8 protein-coding genes are annotated in these 15790 nt (G+C 71.4%); all 8 read left to right on the top strand.

Translation table 11 applies throughout. The features are described from left to right. Positions 1 to 40: 40 nt before the first annotated feature. The 8 genes from IU450_RS19985 to IU450_RS19950 are packed head-to-tail and all read left to right on the top strand — an operon-like array spanning position 41 to position 15767. Positions 41 to 1291: an NAD(P)/FAD-dependent oxidoreductase gene (locus tag IU450_RS19985; RefSeq protein WP_195151271.1), complete on the top strand. Its 1251-nt coding sequence runs from the start codon at positions 41 to 43 to the stop codon at positions 1289 to 1291. After that, positions 1288 to 1893 (top strand): SGNH/GDSL hydrolase family protein, encoded by a 606-nt coding sequence (locus tag IU450_RS19980; protein ID WP_195151270.1) that lies wholly within the window; start codon positions 1288 to 1290, stop codon positions 1891 to 1893. The genes IU450_RS19985 and IU450_RS19980 overlap by 4 nt, the downstream gene beginning before the upstream one ends. A 28-nt stretch (positions 1894 to 1921) precedes the next feature. Further along, positions 1922 to 8548, top strand: coding sequence for an SDR family NAD(P)-dependent oxidoreductase (locus IU450_RS40965; protein WP_324197737.1), 6627 nt, complete (start codon positions 1922 to 1924; stop codon positions 8546 to 8548). Further along, complete coding sequence (locus tag IU450_RS19970; protein WP_195151269.1) at positions 8545 to 10626, top strand: beta-hydroxydecanoyl-ACP dehydratase; 2082 nt, start codon at positions 8545 to 8547, stop codon at positions 10624 to 10626. The genes IU450_RS40965 and IU450_RS19970 overlap by 4 nt, the downstream gene beginning before the upstream one ends. Continuing rightward, positions 10626 to 12194 (top strand): PfaD family polyunsaturated fatty acid/polyketide biosynthesis protein, encoded by a 1569-nt coding sequence (locus IU450_RS19965; protein WP_195151268.1) that lies wholly within the window; start codon positions 10626 to 10628, stop codon positions 12192 to 12194. Before IU450_RS19970 ends, IU450_RS19965 begins: the two co-directional genes overlap by 1 nt. Then, a complete protein-coding gene (gene accD, locus IU450_RS19960; RefSeq protein ID WP_195151267.1) occupies positions 12191 to 13873 on the top strand; it encodes an acetyl-CoA carboxylase, carboxyltransferase subunit beta in 1683 nt (560 codons plus the stop codon). The genes IU450_RS19965 and accD overlap by 4 nt, the downstream gene beginning before the upstream one ends. Beyond that, on the top strand, positions 13873 to 14394 hold the full coding sequence (locus IU450_RS19955) for an acetyl-CoA carboxylase biotin carboxyl carrier protein (RefSeq protein ID WP_195151266.1): 522 nt from the start codon (positions 13873 to 13875) through the stop codon (positions 14392 to 14394). The genes accD and IU450_RS19955 overlap by 1 nt, the downstream gene beginning before the upstream one ends. Next, the gene (locus tag IU450_RS19950) at positions 14391 to 15767 is read left to right on the top strand and encodes an acetyl-CoA carboxylase biotin carboxylase subunit (protein WP_195151265.1); all 1377 of its coding nucleotides are present in this window, start codon (positions 14391 to 14393) and stop codon (positions 15765 to 15767) included. The genes IU450_RS19955 and IU450_RS19950 overlap by 4 nt, the downstream gene beginning before the upstream one ends. The last annotated feature ends 23 nt before the right edge of the window (positions 15768 to 15790 follow it).

Here is a 15790-nt window from a genome sequence, read left to right as displayed (position 1 = left end):
ACTCGAAATCGGAATTCGACTACCGGAAAGTGATGCGAACATGTACGACGTCATCGTTGTCGGAACCCGGGTGGCGGGCTCCCCACTGGCCATGCTGCTCGCCAGGAAGGGCTACCGGGTGCTCGCCGTGGACCGGGCGAACTTCCCGAGCGACACCCCGTCGACCCACTACATCCACCAGGCCGGGCTCGGCTTCCTGAAGTCCTGGGGCTTGCTGGAGGAGGTCGTCGCCTCGGGCGTGCCGCCGATCCGGCACCTGAACTTCTCCTACACCGACATCGTCATCAAGGGGATGGCCGATCCGTCGGCCGACGGCATCGACGCCGTCTACTGCCCGCGCCGCACGGTGCTGGACAAGATCCTGGTCGAGGCAGCGGGCAACGCGGGCGTCGAGGTGATCCAGGGTTTCACCGTCTCGGAGCTGGTTTTCGACGGTGACCGCGTGGTCGGCATCCGCGGCGCGATCGGCGACGGGGCCGAGCAGGAGTTCCGCGCCAAGCTGGTGGTCGGCGCCGACGGCTCGAACTCGACGGTGGCCAAGGCGGTCGGCGCGCAGGAGTACGAGGGCTCGCCCGCGGCGTGCTTCATCTACTACTCCTACTACGAGGGCGTCGACTGGGGCATGCAGCACCGCACCGGTTTCGGCGAGCAGCAGTTCGCGTCCTGGCCGACCAACGACGATCTCGCCCTGGTCGCGGTCATGCGCAAGCGGGACCGGTTCCGTGAGTTCCGTACCGACCCGGATGCGGGCGTGCAGGAGATCGTCGAGCAGATCGACCCGGAGATCGGCGCTCGTCTGCGCGACACCGGCAAGCGGGTGGAGCAGTTCCGCCCGATGCTGTACCCGGACAACTACCGCCGTCAGTCCTACGGCCCTGGCTGGGCGCTGGTCGGCGACGCCGGCTACCACAAGGACCCGTTCACCGGCTGGGGCATCACCGACGCGTTCAAGTACGCGCAGTTGCTCGCCGACCTGGTGGACGAAGGTCTGTCCGGCGCGCGCCCGATGGACGAGGCGCTGGCCGAATACCAGCGCGAGCGCGATGCGCAGAGCGCCAGCACCTACGAACTGACGCTGAGCATCTCGGAGCTGTCGCTGACGCCGTACTACGACTCGGTGTTCCGCGCGACCTCGATGGACGCCGACTACATCAAGCACTTCTTCGGGCTGATCGCCGGAATCTACCCGCCGGACAAGTACTTCGGCGAGGCGGAGCTGGCCGCGCTGTACGAGAAGGTGAACTTCCCGACGGCTGCCCGGCACGTCAGCAAGGACGGAGTGACCGCATGAACGCGCCGGTGCTGACCGCGCTGGGCGACAGCTTCGTCGAGGGGCGCGGCGACGCCGCGCCCGGCGGCGGCTACCGCGGCTGGGTGCCGCGGCTCGGCGGCCAGCTCGGCCTGCGGCCCGCAGCGGTGCGCAATCTCGGCGAGCACGGCGCCACCACGAGCATCGTGCTGGAAAAGCAACTGCGCGTGGCTGTTTCGGGACGCTCGGGATTGTTCGGCGTCGTGGTCGGAGTGAACGACCTGGTGAGCGACTACGACCAGGACCGATTCGCCCGCAACCTCGCCGAGCTGTTCGGCGCGCTGCGGGCGGGCGGTGCGACGGTGTTCACCGCCAGCTACCCGGACATCCCGGCCCGGCTGCCGGTGCCGGACGGGTTCCGCGCGCTGCTGCGCGAGCGGTTCGCCTTCGCCAACGCGGTGCTCGCCGACGTCGTCGCCGACACCGGCACGCTGCTGCTGGACATCGCCGCCCAGCCCGAATGGGAACGGCCGCAGATGTGGACCGCCGACGGTCTGCACCCGAGTTCGCTGGGCCACCACCTGTTCGCCACAGGCGTCGCCGACCTCGTCGCGTCGCGCACCGCGACCACCGTGGCCGCCTGATCATCCACCCGGTTCGAGAGGAATATCCGTGACAGACGACAGACGCCTGGCGCGCAACCCGATCGCCATCGTCGGGATGTCCGGGCTGCTGCCCAACGCCCACAACCACCGAGAGTATTGGCAGAACATCGTCGACGGCGTGGACTGCACCACCGAGGTCCCCGCGTCACGCTGGAGCCTGGACGACTACTTCGACGCGGACCCGGCGGCGCCGGACAAGACCTACTCGCGCCGGGGCGCGTTCCTGCCCGACATCGAGTTCGATCCCTTGGAATTCGGGCTGCCGCCCAACCAGCTGGAAGTGACCAGCACGATGCAGACGCTCGGTCTGGGCGTCGCCCGCGACCTGCTGCGCGACGCGGGCGCGGTGGACTCCGACTGGTACGACCCGGGCCGCACCGGCGTCGTCCTCGGCACCACCGGCCCGGTGCCGCTCATGCACCCGTTGGCCGCGCGGCTGTCCACGCCGGTGCTGAAGGAGGCGGCGCGCTCGGTCGGGCTGTCGGATGCCGACGCCGACGCCATCGCCGACCGGTTCGTCGCGGCATTCGCGCCGTGGGAGGCGAATTCGTTCCCGGGTCTGCTGGCCAACATCACCGCGGGCCGGGTGGCCAACCGGCTCGGCCTCGGCGGCATCAACTGCACGGTCGACGCGGCCTGCGCGGCTTCGCTGGCCGCGTTGCGCACCGCCATCGCCGAACTCCAGGACGGCCGCGCGGACATGATGATCACCGGTGGTGTGGACACCGAGAACACCATCTTCATCTACCTGTGCTTCAGCAAGGTCGGTGCGCTGTCGGCCAGCGGGCAGATCAGCCCCTTCTCCGCCGACGCCAACGGCACGCTGCTCGGTGAAGGCATCACCATGCTCGCGCTGCGCAGGCTGGAAGACGCACGGCGCGACGGCAACCGGATCTACGCCGTCATCCGCGGTCTGGGCTCCTCCAGCGACGGCCGCGCCAAGAGCATCTACGCCCCGCGCGCGGGCGGCCAGCGGGTCGCGCTGGACCGCGCCTACGCCGACGCCGAGATCTCACCCGCCGACGTGGCGCTCATCGAAGCGCACGCCACCGGCACGCCCGTCGGCGACAAGACCGAACTCACCGCGCTGAAAGAACTGCTGACCGACGCGACGTCCGAGCCCGCGTTCGCCGCGCTCGGCAGCGTGAAGTCCCAGATCGGTCACACCAAGGGCGCCGCGGGCACCGCGAGCGTGATGAAACTGGCGCTGGCGCTGCACCAGAAGGTGCTGCCGGGCACCATCAACGTCTCCGCGCCCAACGCCGAGATCGCCGCCGCCGACGCGCCGTACTACGTGAACACCCGCACGCGTCCGTGGATCCGCGACCCGCAGCGCCCGGTGCGGCGGGCGGCGGCCTCGGCATTCGGCTTCGGCGGCACCAACTTCCATGTCGTGCTGGAGGAAGCGGACGCCGATCGTGCCGCGCACCCGGTGCTGCATCGCACCGCCCGCGCGCATCTGTGGCACGCGCCGGACGTGGCCGGGCTGATCGACGCGGTGCGCAGCGTCGCGCCCAGCGACGGGGGCGACATCCCGGAGGCGCACGCGCGCATCGGGTTCGTCTCGGTCGACGAGGAGAACGCCGCACACCTGCGGTCGCTCGCGGTGGACGAACTGGTCCGCAACCCCGACGCCACGGCCTGGGAGCACCCCGAGGGTGTGTACTTCCGCGCCGCCGCCCTGCCGGATCGCAAGGTGGGCGCGCTGTTCGCCGGACAGGGCAGCCAGTACGTCGACATGGGGCTGGACGCAGCGCTGAACAACCCCGCCGTCGGCGCGGCGTTCGACGAGGCCAACGAGGCGTTCGCCGGCGCGCCGGTGCGTCTGTCGTCGGTGGTCTTCCCGCCGCCCGCGTTCGACGACGAGGTGGCGTCGGCGCAGGAGACCGCACTGCGCCGAACCGAATTCGCCCAGCCCGCGATCGGCGCGCTGTCGGCGGGGCAGTTCACCGCCCTGTCGGACTACGGCTTGCGCGCCGACGGGTATCTCGGGCACAGCTTCGGAGAGTTGACCGCGCTGTGGGCTTCCGGCGCGCTGGCCTCCGCGGACTTCTACGCGCTCGCCCGCGCCCGCGGTGTGGCTATGACACCGGAACCGGGTGTCGAGGCGGGGACGATGGTGGCGCTCGGCGCGTCCCGGGAGACCGCCGAGGAACTGCTCGACGGCGTCGCGGACGTCTGGATCTGCAATCACAACGCACCCGACCAGGTCGTCGTCGGCGGTGGCGCCGAGGGGATCGCCGCCGTCGTCGCTCGCTGCGGCGAGCGTGGCGTGGCAACGCGCGCGCTTCCGGTGTCCGGGGCGTTCCACACGCCCTACGTCGCCCACGCCGCGGCCGCGTTCGGCACCGCCGTCGCCCAGGCGCACATCGGCGCGCCGGACGCTCCGGTCTTCGCCAATACTCCCGGCGCACGCTACAGCGAGGACGTGGCGGCCAACCGGGCACTGCTGACCGAACAGCTCGGCAAGCCGGTCGAATTCGTGGCCGCGCTCACCGCGATGCGCGACGCGGGCTGCACGGTGTTCGTGGAGTTCGGGCCGAAGCAGGTGCTGACCTCGCTGGTGCGGCGCACCCTCGGCGACGACGTGGTCGTCATCGCGACCGACTCCGGCCCGATCGGCAACAGTGATCTCGCGCTGACCCGCGCGGCGGTGCGCTTGGCCGTGCTCGGATTCGGCCTGCACGGCATCAACCGTCACGCCGCCCCCGCACCGCAGGCCGCGGTCTCCAGCCGCGCGATGACGGTGACGATGTCGGCGCCGGAGTACGTGCCCGAGACCCGTCGCGCCGCCTACGCCGCCGCGCTCGCCGACGAATACCGGCTCAGCGTCCTGGCGGCCGCCCCCGCTCCGGTCGACAGCGTGGTCGATCACCTGCCCGCCGAACAGCGGGCTGTGCCCACCGCTTCCACCGCAGCAACGGAGACACCCGTGTATCCCACACCGCAGCCCGGCGACGCCGGCTCGGACGCGCTGGAGAGCGCGCTCGTACAGCACCTGCACACGCACCGCCAGTTCCTGGACGGCCAGCTGGACATGGCCCGTGGCCTGGCAGGCGCGCTCGGCGACGGCCGGCTCGACGCCGCCACGGTGCGCGCCATCGAGGCCGTCAAGGAACACGGCGTCGCGATCAGCCACAGCCATGCGCGAGCCAGCGAAGTGCTCGCCCAACTGGTCGAGCTGGAAAGCGGCTTCGCTCCGGTTTCTCGGCCCTCGACCCAGGTTCGACCGGCCCCCGAGCCGCGCGCGGCCATCGAGCCCGCGCCGGTACGCTGGCCGCTGGCCACCGCCATGGTCGTGGACGATCACCGGGCCGCGCCCGCACCGGAACCCGTTGCGGCAACGGCCGGTCCGGTGCCCAACGTTCATGCGCCTTCCCAGGCTCCGGCGCCCAACGGCCACGCACTGTCCGAAGCTGCGACGGTCGGCGGTCAGGTGACCGGCGAGTCGCTGCGCAGTGCGCTGCGTGAGGTGGTCGCGGAGAAGACGGGTTATCCGGTCGAGATGGTGGATCCGTCGATGGATCTGGAAGCCGACCTGGGGGTGGACTCGATCAAGCGGGTCCAGGTGATCGGTGCGCTGCAGGAACGTTTCCCGCAGTTGCCGAATCTGGGTCCGGAGCAGTTGGGCACGGTGCGGACGCTGGATCAGATCGTCGATCTGCTCGGCGGTGCAGGCCCGCGGACCGCGCCCGAGCCGTCCGCGAACGGTGCGGCTCACCCGGCCACCGCGTCCGGGGCCGACGCCGATGTCTCGGGTGAGGCGTTGCGGCGTGCGCTGCGTGAGGTGGTCGCGGAGAAGACGGGTTATCCGGTCGAGATGGTGGATCCGTCGATGGATCTGGAAGCCGATCTCGGGGTGGACTCGATCAAGCGAGTGCAGGTGATCGGCGCGCTGCAGGAACGGTTTCCGCAGTTGCCGAGCTTGGGTCCGGAGCAGTTGGGCACGGTGCGGACGCTGGATCAGATCGTCGATCTGCTCGGTGTCGCAGAGAGCGCCCAGGCTACCGCCGGGCCGTCCGCGAACGGCTCCGCCGACGAGGTCTCGGGTGAGGCCTTGCGGCGTGCGCTGCGTGAGGTGGTCGCGGAGAAGACGGGTTATCCGGTCGAGATGGTGGATCCGTCGATGGATCTGGAAGCCGATCTCGGGGTGGACTCGATCAAGCGAGTGCAGGTGATCGGCGCGCTGCAGGAACGCTTTCCGAACCTACCGAGCCTCGGCCCGGAGCAGTTGGGCACACTTCGCACGCTGGATCAGATCGTGGTGGAACTCGCCGGAGTGGCGGGTGGTGATGTCCACCCAAAAGCTGAGGCCGCGGCGGGAACGTCGCGGCACGCCGTCGAACTCGTCTCCCTGCCGCCGCTGGATCGGCTGGTAGCGCCCTACCGCGAGGGAGCGCGGGCCCTACTCGTCGACCCCACCGGCGAACTCGACTCCGACCGTACGGCGCTCGCCGCCGCGCTGACCGGGCTCGGGTGGACGGTGCGCCAGACGAATGCGGTCGCCGGTATCGGCACCGCGGGCGAACCCGTCGACGTGTGCGTGGTCCTGCTCGGCGGTTCCGCCGACTGGGCCTCGGCCCAGCGCTATCTGACCGACGGCATCCTCGCGGCGGGCCGTGCCGTGCCGCTGCTGCGCGCGGCGCCGGGGCGAGCGGCCTTCGTAACGGTGACGCGGCTCGACGGCGCGCTGGGCTTCCTCGGCACCGCGCAACCGGAGCACGCGCTGCTCGGCGGCATCGGCGGTGTGGTGAAAACCTTGGCGGCCGAACAACCCGGACTGTTCTGCCGGACGCTGGACATCGATCCGGCCTGCTCACCACGGCAGCTGGCCGAGTTCGTGACGGCCGAGCTGTCCGATTCCGCCCGCGACACCCTGGAGGTCGGCATCGACGCGGCGGGTGAACGCCGTACCCCGGTGCCGAGCGGGCACGCGGCCGCACGGACGGTCACTCCGGTGCGTCCGGCCGACGAGCAGGATGCCACGGTGCTCACCGCCGACGACGTCCTGCTGGTCACCGGCGGCGCGCGCGGCGTCACGGCCACCTGTGTACTGGCACTGGCCGCGCGAAGCGAGGCGCGCTTCGTGCTGCTCGGGCGCTCCGAGCCGACCGCCGAACCCGGCTGGGCGGCAGGGGTTCCCGACGCGGAGCTCAAGCCCGCCGCGGTACGGGCGCTGGCCGGTACCGGCGCCACGCCGCGTGACATCGAGCGTGCCGTGTCCGGTGTCCGCGCCACCCGCGAGATCCGGGAGACGCTGGCCGCCCTCGGCTCACGCGCCGAGTACCTGGCCGTCGACGCCACGGATGGGCAGGCGGTCACCGCCGCCCTCGCGCCGTTGCGGGACTCCATCACCGGCGTCGTGCACGGAGCCGGAGTATTGGCCGACTCGGTGATCACCGACAAGACCGCCGAATCGGTCGCCAGGGTGCTCGACCCCAAGATCGCCGGGCTCGCCGCCGTCCTCGGCGCGCTCGGTCAACTGCGGCACCTGGTGCTGTTCACCTCCGTGGCCGGACTGTTCGGCAACGCGGGTCAGGCCGACTACGCGGCCGCGAACGAAGCGCTCACGCGATTCGCGGTGAGCCTGCGAACCCAGCAGCCGAACTGCCACGTCACGGCGATCGACTGGGGTGCGTGGGACGGCGGCATGGTGACCCCCGCCTTGCGTGAGCACTTCCGGACGCGCGGAGTCGAGTTGCTCGACCCGCGGATGGGCGCGGCGGCGTTCACCGAGCAGTTCACCGAAGCACGCTCCGAGGACACGATCGTGCTCATCGGACCTGCGAAGTCGCTGTCGGACACGGCGGCGGTCGCGGGCACGGTGCGGGCGCGGCGGACGATCACCGGGATCACCGAGGACCCGATCATCGCGGCGCACCGGATCGGTGAGCACATCGTGCTGCCCGCCACCTTCGGTCTCGGCGCGATGGTCGAGTTCGCCGAACGCGCCCTGCCGGGCCGCACGGTCGTCGCTGTCCGGGACTTCCAGGTCCTCAAAGGAATCGTCTTCGACCGTCCGCTCGAGGAAGTGGAACTCGAGCTGGTGCCGGGGGAGGACGCGTCCACGGTGCACGCGACCGTGCGCGGCGAGAACGCCGTCCACTTCCGGGCCGCACTCACGCTGGCCGACGCGGCGGATCCCTCGCCGCGCAAGCCGGTGCCCGGTGGCCCGGCCGGCGAGGCGACCATCTACCGCGACGCCGTTCAGTTCCACGCGCCCGCGTTGCAGGGATTGCGGTCGGTGCGTGCGGTTTCCGACGACGCGATCGTCTTCGAGTGCGAACTGCCCGCCGCCACCGTGGCGGGCGGCGCCTACGCGGGGCGGCTGCACGATCCGGTCCTCGCCGACCTGATCCTGCAAGGACCGCCGGTGCTGGGCCACCGGCTGCTCGGCAGCGCCTGCCTGCCGCTCGGCGTGGGGCGGATCGACTACTTCCGGCCGCTGCCCGCGGGCGAGCCGTTCCTGCTCACCGTGGACAACCCGCGCGCCGGTCGGCTCGACGCGCGGATCGACGCCACCGCCACCACGGCGGACGGCACGGTGCTGCAACGGTTCTCGGACGTCACGGTGGTGACGACACCCGATCTGACGGAGAAGTTCCAGACCTCGGTGAGGCGGTGGATGGCATGACAACCCTGGAATTCGACGGCATTCCGTTCGATCCGGTGACCGCGCTCGCGGCGGACCCGCGAGGGAGCGTCGACGGTTCACCGTCACGCCGACCGGATGCGGACAGTGCGGGTACGCGGGCGGGTTCGCTCGCCCCGTCCTCGGACGATGCCCCGATCAGCGGTGCGGCGGATGGTCTCGCTGTCGCAGGGACACAACCCGGTGCGTCGGCGGCGCAGCGCACGGACAGTGGCGCGGCGCGCGCCGCCGGTCCACTCGCCGAAATCCGCTCCGGTGTCGTCGCCGCGCACCGGGCGGCCTTGCACGCTCAGCTGGCGATGCAGCGGGCGGTGTGGCAGCGGGCGCTGCGCGGCTCAGATCCGGGTTTCGGTGGTCACGCTGGCGAAGGCGGCGATTCCGAGACGGCACGCGCGGTCTCCTGGGTGGCGAGCGGGTACACCGCCGCGGAGTCCGCCTTCAAGCCGTTGGCCCGCACCGGCCGCACCCGGTTGGATCGAGCGGACCTGCTGCGCCTCACCGAAGGCGACCTGAGCGGCGTCTTCGGTGCGGCACACCGGCGCGCCGGCACCGAAGCGGTGGCCCGGCTGGCCGGGACGGCCCAGCTCGCGCTCACCGAAGTGACCGCCATCGAGTTGTACGGCGGCGCGGGCAGCGGCAGGGTCGAGGCCCGGTTCGAAGGTGATCCGCGCGCCGCCGCGACGCAGGTCGCGGAGGTGTTCGCGCTGTACCTCGGCCTGCCGCTGGCGCTGTCGGGCAGCTCCCTGGTCGCGGAATGCGCGGGCACGGTGACAGGTGCCGCGTCCGGCACGATCACCCTGACGGTGACCGCGCTCGACCTGGTGCCCCGGCCGCACGTCTCCGGGACGGCGACCATCGCGGGAGCGGAAGGCGCGCTCGACGTCACGGTCACGGTCGTGGAACGCCCGGGCAGCGGAGTCGGCCCCGGTCAGGTCTCGGAAGGTCTGCTGCTCAACGAGTTCCACATGACGCATCTGTCCCGCGGCGATCAAGGCATCGCCATGGGACCGGAATTCGCGCAGTACACCGGCGTGCGGGCGACCCGCTTGCCGACCGGCGGCCTGCTGCTGGTCGACCGGGTGCTCGACTTCGACGGCAGGCGCGGGAACCTGGACGGCGCGTCCTACACCACCGAGTACGACTCACCGGCCGACTCCTGGTACTACGGCGACACCGCGAACGAGTCCATGCCGCACTTCGTCTACATGGAGACCTCGTTGCAGGCAGCGCTGCTGATGGGTTACTACGCGGGCCCCACGCTCACTCAGCCCGGCACCACCCTGAGCCTGCGCAACCTCGGTGGCACCGCCACCGTGCTACGGCAGATCGACCCGCGGGACAAGACGATCCGCCAATCCTCCCGGCTGCTGTCGACCACCATCCTGCCCGGCTCGTCACTGCAGACCTTCGACTACACCCTCAGCGTGGACGGCGAACCGTTCTACGCGGGCGAGACCATGTTCGGATACTTCAGCGACGAGGCGCTCGCCAACCAGACCGGCCTCGACGCGGGCCGGCCCGCGCCGAGCTGGCTCACGGAGAACCCCGGCGCGGACGTGCGCACCATCGACGTGGCCGCCCGCCGAGCCGACCCGCGAGCCAGGCTGTGCGCCCGGCGCACCTTGGCGCTGATCGACCGGATCGACGTGGTCGACGGCGGCGGCCGATACGACGCGGGATATCTGCATTCGCTGCGCGAGATCGACCCGTCGGACTGGTACTTCGCCCGGCACTTCCACCTCGACCCGGTGATCCCGGGGTCGCTCGGCGTGGAATCGGTGATCCACGCGATCCAGGAGTGGATGCTCGACGCCGGCCTTGCCGACCCGATCGGCGATCCGGTCTTCCGCATCCCCGCCGAGCGGCCGTTCAGCTGGCGCTACCGCGGGCAGTTCCTGCCCACCGACGGCACCGTCGAACTCGAAGCCCACATCAAGGAGATCCAGCACGGACCACGGGGCGTCACCGTCGTCGCCGATGGTTCGCTCTGGAAGCCGGGACTGCGCATCTACGAGCTGACCGACCTCGCGGTCGAACTCGCCGAGCGGGAGGAACGCTGATGACCACATCCGCGGCCGGTGTCCTCGCAGACACCGCCGACGACATCACCGCCGTGTTGTCCGATCTGGCCCGCCCGTGCTGGATCGTGCGCCACGAGGGCCGGGTGGGCGCGACGACCGACGAGCGGACCGCGGCGCACGCCGAGGTCCTCGCGGCGGTGGCCCCGCTACCGCCCGAGCAGCTGGGTGATCGGCGGTTCGCCGCCGCCCACGGTGTGCGCGCCGCGTACGCCGCGGGTGCCATGGCGAACGGAATCGCCTCGCCCGCACTGGTTTCGGCGATGGCTCGGGCCGGTTATCTCGCCTCCTACGGCGCGGCGGGCGTGCCGCCCGCCGCGGTGGACGCGGCACTGGCCGAGCTGAGCCGCACGCTCACCGGAAAGCCGTTCGCGTGCAACCTGATCCACAGCCCTTCCGAGCCCGCGCTGGAGCGCGCGATCGTCGACGCGTGCCTGCGCCACCAGGTGCGCTGCGTGGAAGCGTCGGCGTTCATGGACCTCACCGGCGAGGTCGTGCGCTACCGTGCGGCGGGGCTGGCCGTCGACCGGCAGGGGCGCGTCGAGGTGCGCAATCGCCTGATCGCGAAAGTCTCCAGGGTCGAGGTGGCCGAGCCGTTCCTGCGCCCGGCGCCCACCCGGTTGCTGCGCACGCTCGTCGAATCCGGTGACCTCACGCCGGAGCAGGCCCGGCTCGCCGAACAGGTGCCGATGGCCGACGACATCACGGCCGAAGCCGACTCCGGCGGCCACACCGACCGCAGGCCGTTGCTGGTGCTGCTGCCCGAGCTGATCGCGGCCCGGGACCGGCTGGCCCGCACCGTGCCCGCCGCCGCGGCGGTCCGGGTCGGGGCGGCAGGCGGCATCGGAACCCCCGCCGCGGCGGCGGCGGCCTTCGCGCTGGGCGCCGCCTACGTGGTGACCGGGTCGGTGAATCAGGCCACCCGGGAAGCGGCCCAGTGCGACACCACCAAACAGCTGCTCACCCGAGCCGCTTTCGCCGACTGCACCATGGCGCCGTCCTCGGACATGTTCGAGCTCGGCGTCCAGGTGCAGGTGCTGCGCCGAGGCACCATGTTCGCCGCCCGCGCGCAGCGGCTCTACGACACCTACCGCGCCTACGAAGGCATCGACGCGATCCCGGCCGACCTGCGGCGCGATCTGGAGGCCACGCTGTTCCAGCGGCCGCTGGAAACCGTGTGGGAGGACTGCGTCACGTACTTCACCGAGCGTGACCCGGCCCAGCTCGCCGGCGCCGACGCCGACCCGAAACGCAAGATGGCCCTGGTGTTCCGGTGGTACCTGGGCTTGTCGTCGGGGTGGAGCATTCGCGGTGAAGCAGGCCGCGTCGCCGACTACCAGATCTGGTGCGGGCCCGCGATGGGCGGGTTCAACAACTGGGTGGCCGGAAGCTATCTGGCGGCGCTGCGCAACCGGCACGTCGCCGATATCGCCGACCAGATGATGCTGGGCGCGGCCTACCTGACCAGGGTCGCCCAGTTGCGTACCGCGGGCGTGCGGCTACCCGCCGACTGCGCCCGATTCGTGCCCCGACCGAGGGAGGAACGATGACCACGCTGGAGAGCGGTCCGGATACCCGGACCTCCTGGATGGTGTGCCCGTCCTGCGCCGCCATGCTCTACGCCAAACGCTACGAGCGGTCCGGCCGGGTCTGCCCGGACTGCGACGGGCACGGCATGCTGACCGCCGACCAGCGCATCGAGGCGCTGCTGGACCCGGGCTCGGCGCGGTACATCGAGCCGTCCGCCACCGCCGTCGATCCGCTCGGCTTCAGCGACTCCCGCCCCTACCCCGAGCGGCATGCCGAAGCGAGCCGCCGCACCGGGCTGACCGACGCCATCCGGTGCGTGCGCGGCAGCATCGGCGGCGCGCCGGTGGTGCTGGCGGTGATGGACTTCCGGTTCCTCGGCGGCAGTCTCGGCGGTGCGGTGGGCGAAGCGGTCACCGTCGCGGCCGAGACGGCGCTGGCGGCGCGCGTGCCGCTGGTGCTGGTCACCGCGTCCGGCGGAGCCCGCATGCAGGAGGGCATCCTCGCGCTGATGCAGATGGCCAAGACCAGCCAGGCACTGCGGGACCTGGACGACGCGGGCGTGCTGACCATCTCGGTGATCACCGATCCCACCTATGGCGGCGTCGCGGCCTCCTACGCCACCTCCACCGACATCATCATCGCCGAGCCCGGCGCGCGTCTCGGATTCGCCGGTCCACGGGTGATCCAGCAGACCATCGGCGAGACGTTGCCCGCCGGATTCCAGACCGCGGAATTCCTGCTCGAACACGGTGTGGTGGACATGATCTGCCACCGATCGGCGCTGCGGGACCGGCTGGCCCGTCTGCTCGCGCTGGCCGCCGACAGCGCGCGCCGCATCGAGGTCGCCGACGACCCGGACCCGGTTTGCGTGGACGCGACCCGGCTCGCGCCGCGCGACGCCTGGCAGAGCGTGCGGGCCGCGCGAGAACTGGGCAGGCCGACCACACTGGACTACCTGGCTGCGTCCTTCGACGAATTCGTCGAGCTGCACGGCGACCGGTTGTCGGCGGACTGCCCAGCCATGATCACCGCGCTGGCCCGGCTCGACGACGCGCCGGTCATCGTGATCGGCACGCAGAAGGGCCATACGGCAACCGAGTTGGCGCAGCGCAACTATGGTATGCCGACCCCGGCCGGATACCGGAAGTCGGCCCGAGTGCTGCGCCTGGCCGCCAAGCTGGGCATTCCGGTGATCACCCTGGTCGACACCGCGGGCGCTTACCCGGGTGTGACCGCCGAGGAGCAGGGGCAGGCCGTCGCCATCGCGGAATCGCTCAAACTGCTCGCCGGGCTGCCCGTTCCGGTGGTCACCGTGATCACCGGCGAGGGCGGTAGCGGGGGAGCGCTGGCGCTGGCCGTGGCCGATCGCGTGCTCGTCTGCGAGAACGCGGTCTACTCGGTGATCAGCCCGGAGGGGTGCGCCTCGATCCTGTGGAAGGACGCGGCCGCCGCCCCGCGCGCCGCCGCCGCGCTGCGAGTGGACTCGACCTCCCTGCTCGAACTCGGCGTCGCCGACGGCGTGCTGACCGAGCCGCAGGGCGGTGCGCACCATGATCCCGCCGCGGCCGCCGCCGCCCTGCGCCACGCGCTGCGTCACGCGGTCGCCGACTTGACGCGGCTGCGGGTCGCGGAGCTGCTGGACCGCCGCCACCACCGTTTCCGTGTCTTCGGACTGCCCACGAACGATCAGGAGAAGTGATGACCGAGTCCGTGACCACCGAACCGGCCGGCCGGGCGCTGAATCCGGTCGACGCCGACCAGGCGCTGGCCGTGCTGTCCCGCCACGCGCTGTCCGTGCGTGCCGAGACCGGGCCGACCTCGGTGACCGTCGCCAATGGTCCGCTCGTGCTGCGGATCAGCTGGGACGGGCACCCCGGCCCGAGCAGGCCCATCACCGCCGCGCCCGCCGAGGGCGCGCCCGCGGCAGCGGCGCCGACCACCGAATCCGCCTCCGCCGAAAGTCGTTCGGACGCGGACACCTTCACGCTCACCGCGGAGACCGTCGGCGTGTTCTATCGCGCGCCGGAACCGGGTGCCGCGCCGTTCGTCGCCGAGGGCGATCCGGTGCGGGCCGGTCAGCAGGTGGGCATCGTCGAGGCGATGAAGCTGATGATCCCGGTGACCGCGACCAGGGAGGGGCGGGTGGCGGAATTCCTCGTGGAGAACGGGGAGGCGGTCGAGCACGGCGCACCGCTGCTGGTGCTCGAGGTGGTGCGATGACCGTGCGGCCGATCCGCAAGGTGCTCGTCGCCAACCGCGGCGAGATCGCCGTGCGGGTCATCCGCACCTGCGCCGAACTCGGGATCGCCACCGTCGCGGTGTATTCCGCGGCCGACGCCGATTCGGCCGCGGTCCGGCTCGCCGACCAGGCGTTCCGCATCGGTCCCGGTCCCGCCAAACGCAGCTACTCCTACATCCCGGCGGTCATCGAAGCCGCCAGGGCCACCGGCGCCGACGCGATCCACCCCGGCTACGGATTCCTCTCCGAGGACCCCGATTTCGCCGAGGTGTGCGAGGCGGAAGGCTTCCTGTTCGTCGGCACGCCCGCGGCGATCATGGCCGATCTCGGCGACAAGTCGACGGCGCGGTCACTGATGGCCGCGGCGGGGCTGCCGCTGCTGCCGGGCAGCCGCGATCCGCTCGACACGGTGGACGAGGCGCACGCCCTCGCCGACGACATCGGCTATCCGGTGATCATCAAGGCGGTGGCGGGCGGCGGCGGCCGCGGGATGCGGGTGGTGCGGGACTCCGCCGACTTCTCCGCGGCCTGGCAGGAGACCCGCGCCAATGCCACCGCGGTGTTCGGTGACGGTCGCCTCTATGTGGAGCGCTACCTCGACTCGGCACGGCATATCGAAGTCCAGATCCTGGCCGACCGCCACGGCACGGTGCGGCATCTCGGCGCCCGGGACTGCTCTTTGCAGCGACGGCACCAGAAGCTCGTCGAGGAGTCGCCCGCCCCCGGCCTGTCCGAGGAACTCGTCGCGCGGATCGGCGCGGCGGCCGTGCGTGGCGCCGAAGCCGTCGGCTACGTCGGGGCCGGTACCTTCGAATTCCTCCTGGACCAGCAGGGACAGTTCTACTTCATGGAGGTCAACTGCCGCCTGCAGGTCGAGCATCCGGTCACCGAGATGGTCACGGGCATCGATCTCGTCGCCGAGCAGTTGCGCATCGCCTCGGGCTTGCCGCTGGCCCTGCCCGCCGACGTCGCGACCCCGCGCGGGGTGTCCATCGAATGCCGGATCAACGCCGAAGACCCGCAACGCGAATTCGCGCCCGCACCCGGAACACTCACCGAGTGCGCACTACCGGGCGGCCCCTTCGTCCGGGTAGACACCCACGTCGCTCCCGGCTATGCCATTCCGCCGCATTACGATTCGCTGCTCGCCAAGATCATCGTCTGGGCGCCGGACCGGCGTACAGCCATCGCGCGCATGCGAAGGGCACTGACCGAGACCAGGATCCGCGGCAGGGGCATCGCCACGACGACCGAATTCCTGCACGACATCCTCGACCACCCCCGCTTCCGCGCCGCGGACCACGACACCGCCCTCATCGGGACCCTCACCACGGTGTCGCGCGTCGCCTCATGAAAGCCGCCGCCATCGGACGCGGT

The organism is Nocardia abscessus (genome assembly GCF_015477775.1).
Lineage (GTDB): Bacteria > Actinomycetota > Actinomycetes > Mycobacteriales > Mycobacteriaceae > Nocardia > Nocardia abscessus_A.
Note: the sequence above shows the minus strand (reverse complement) of the source record. Positions and strands in the feature narration are given on the sequence as shown.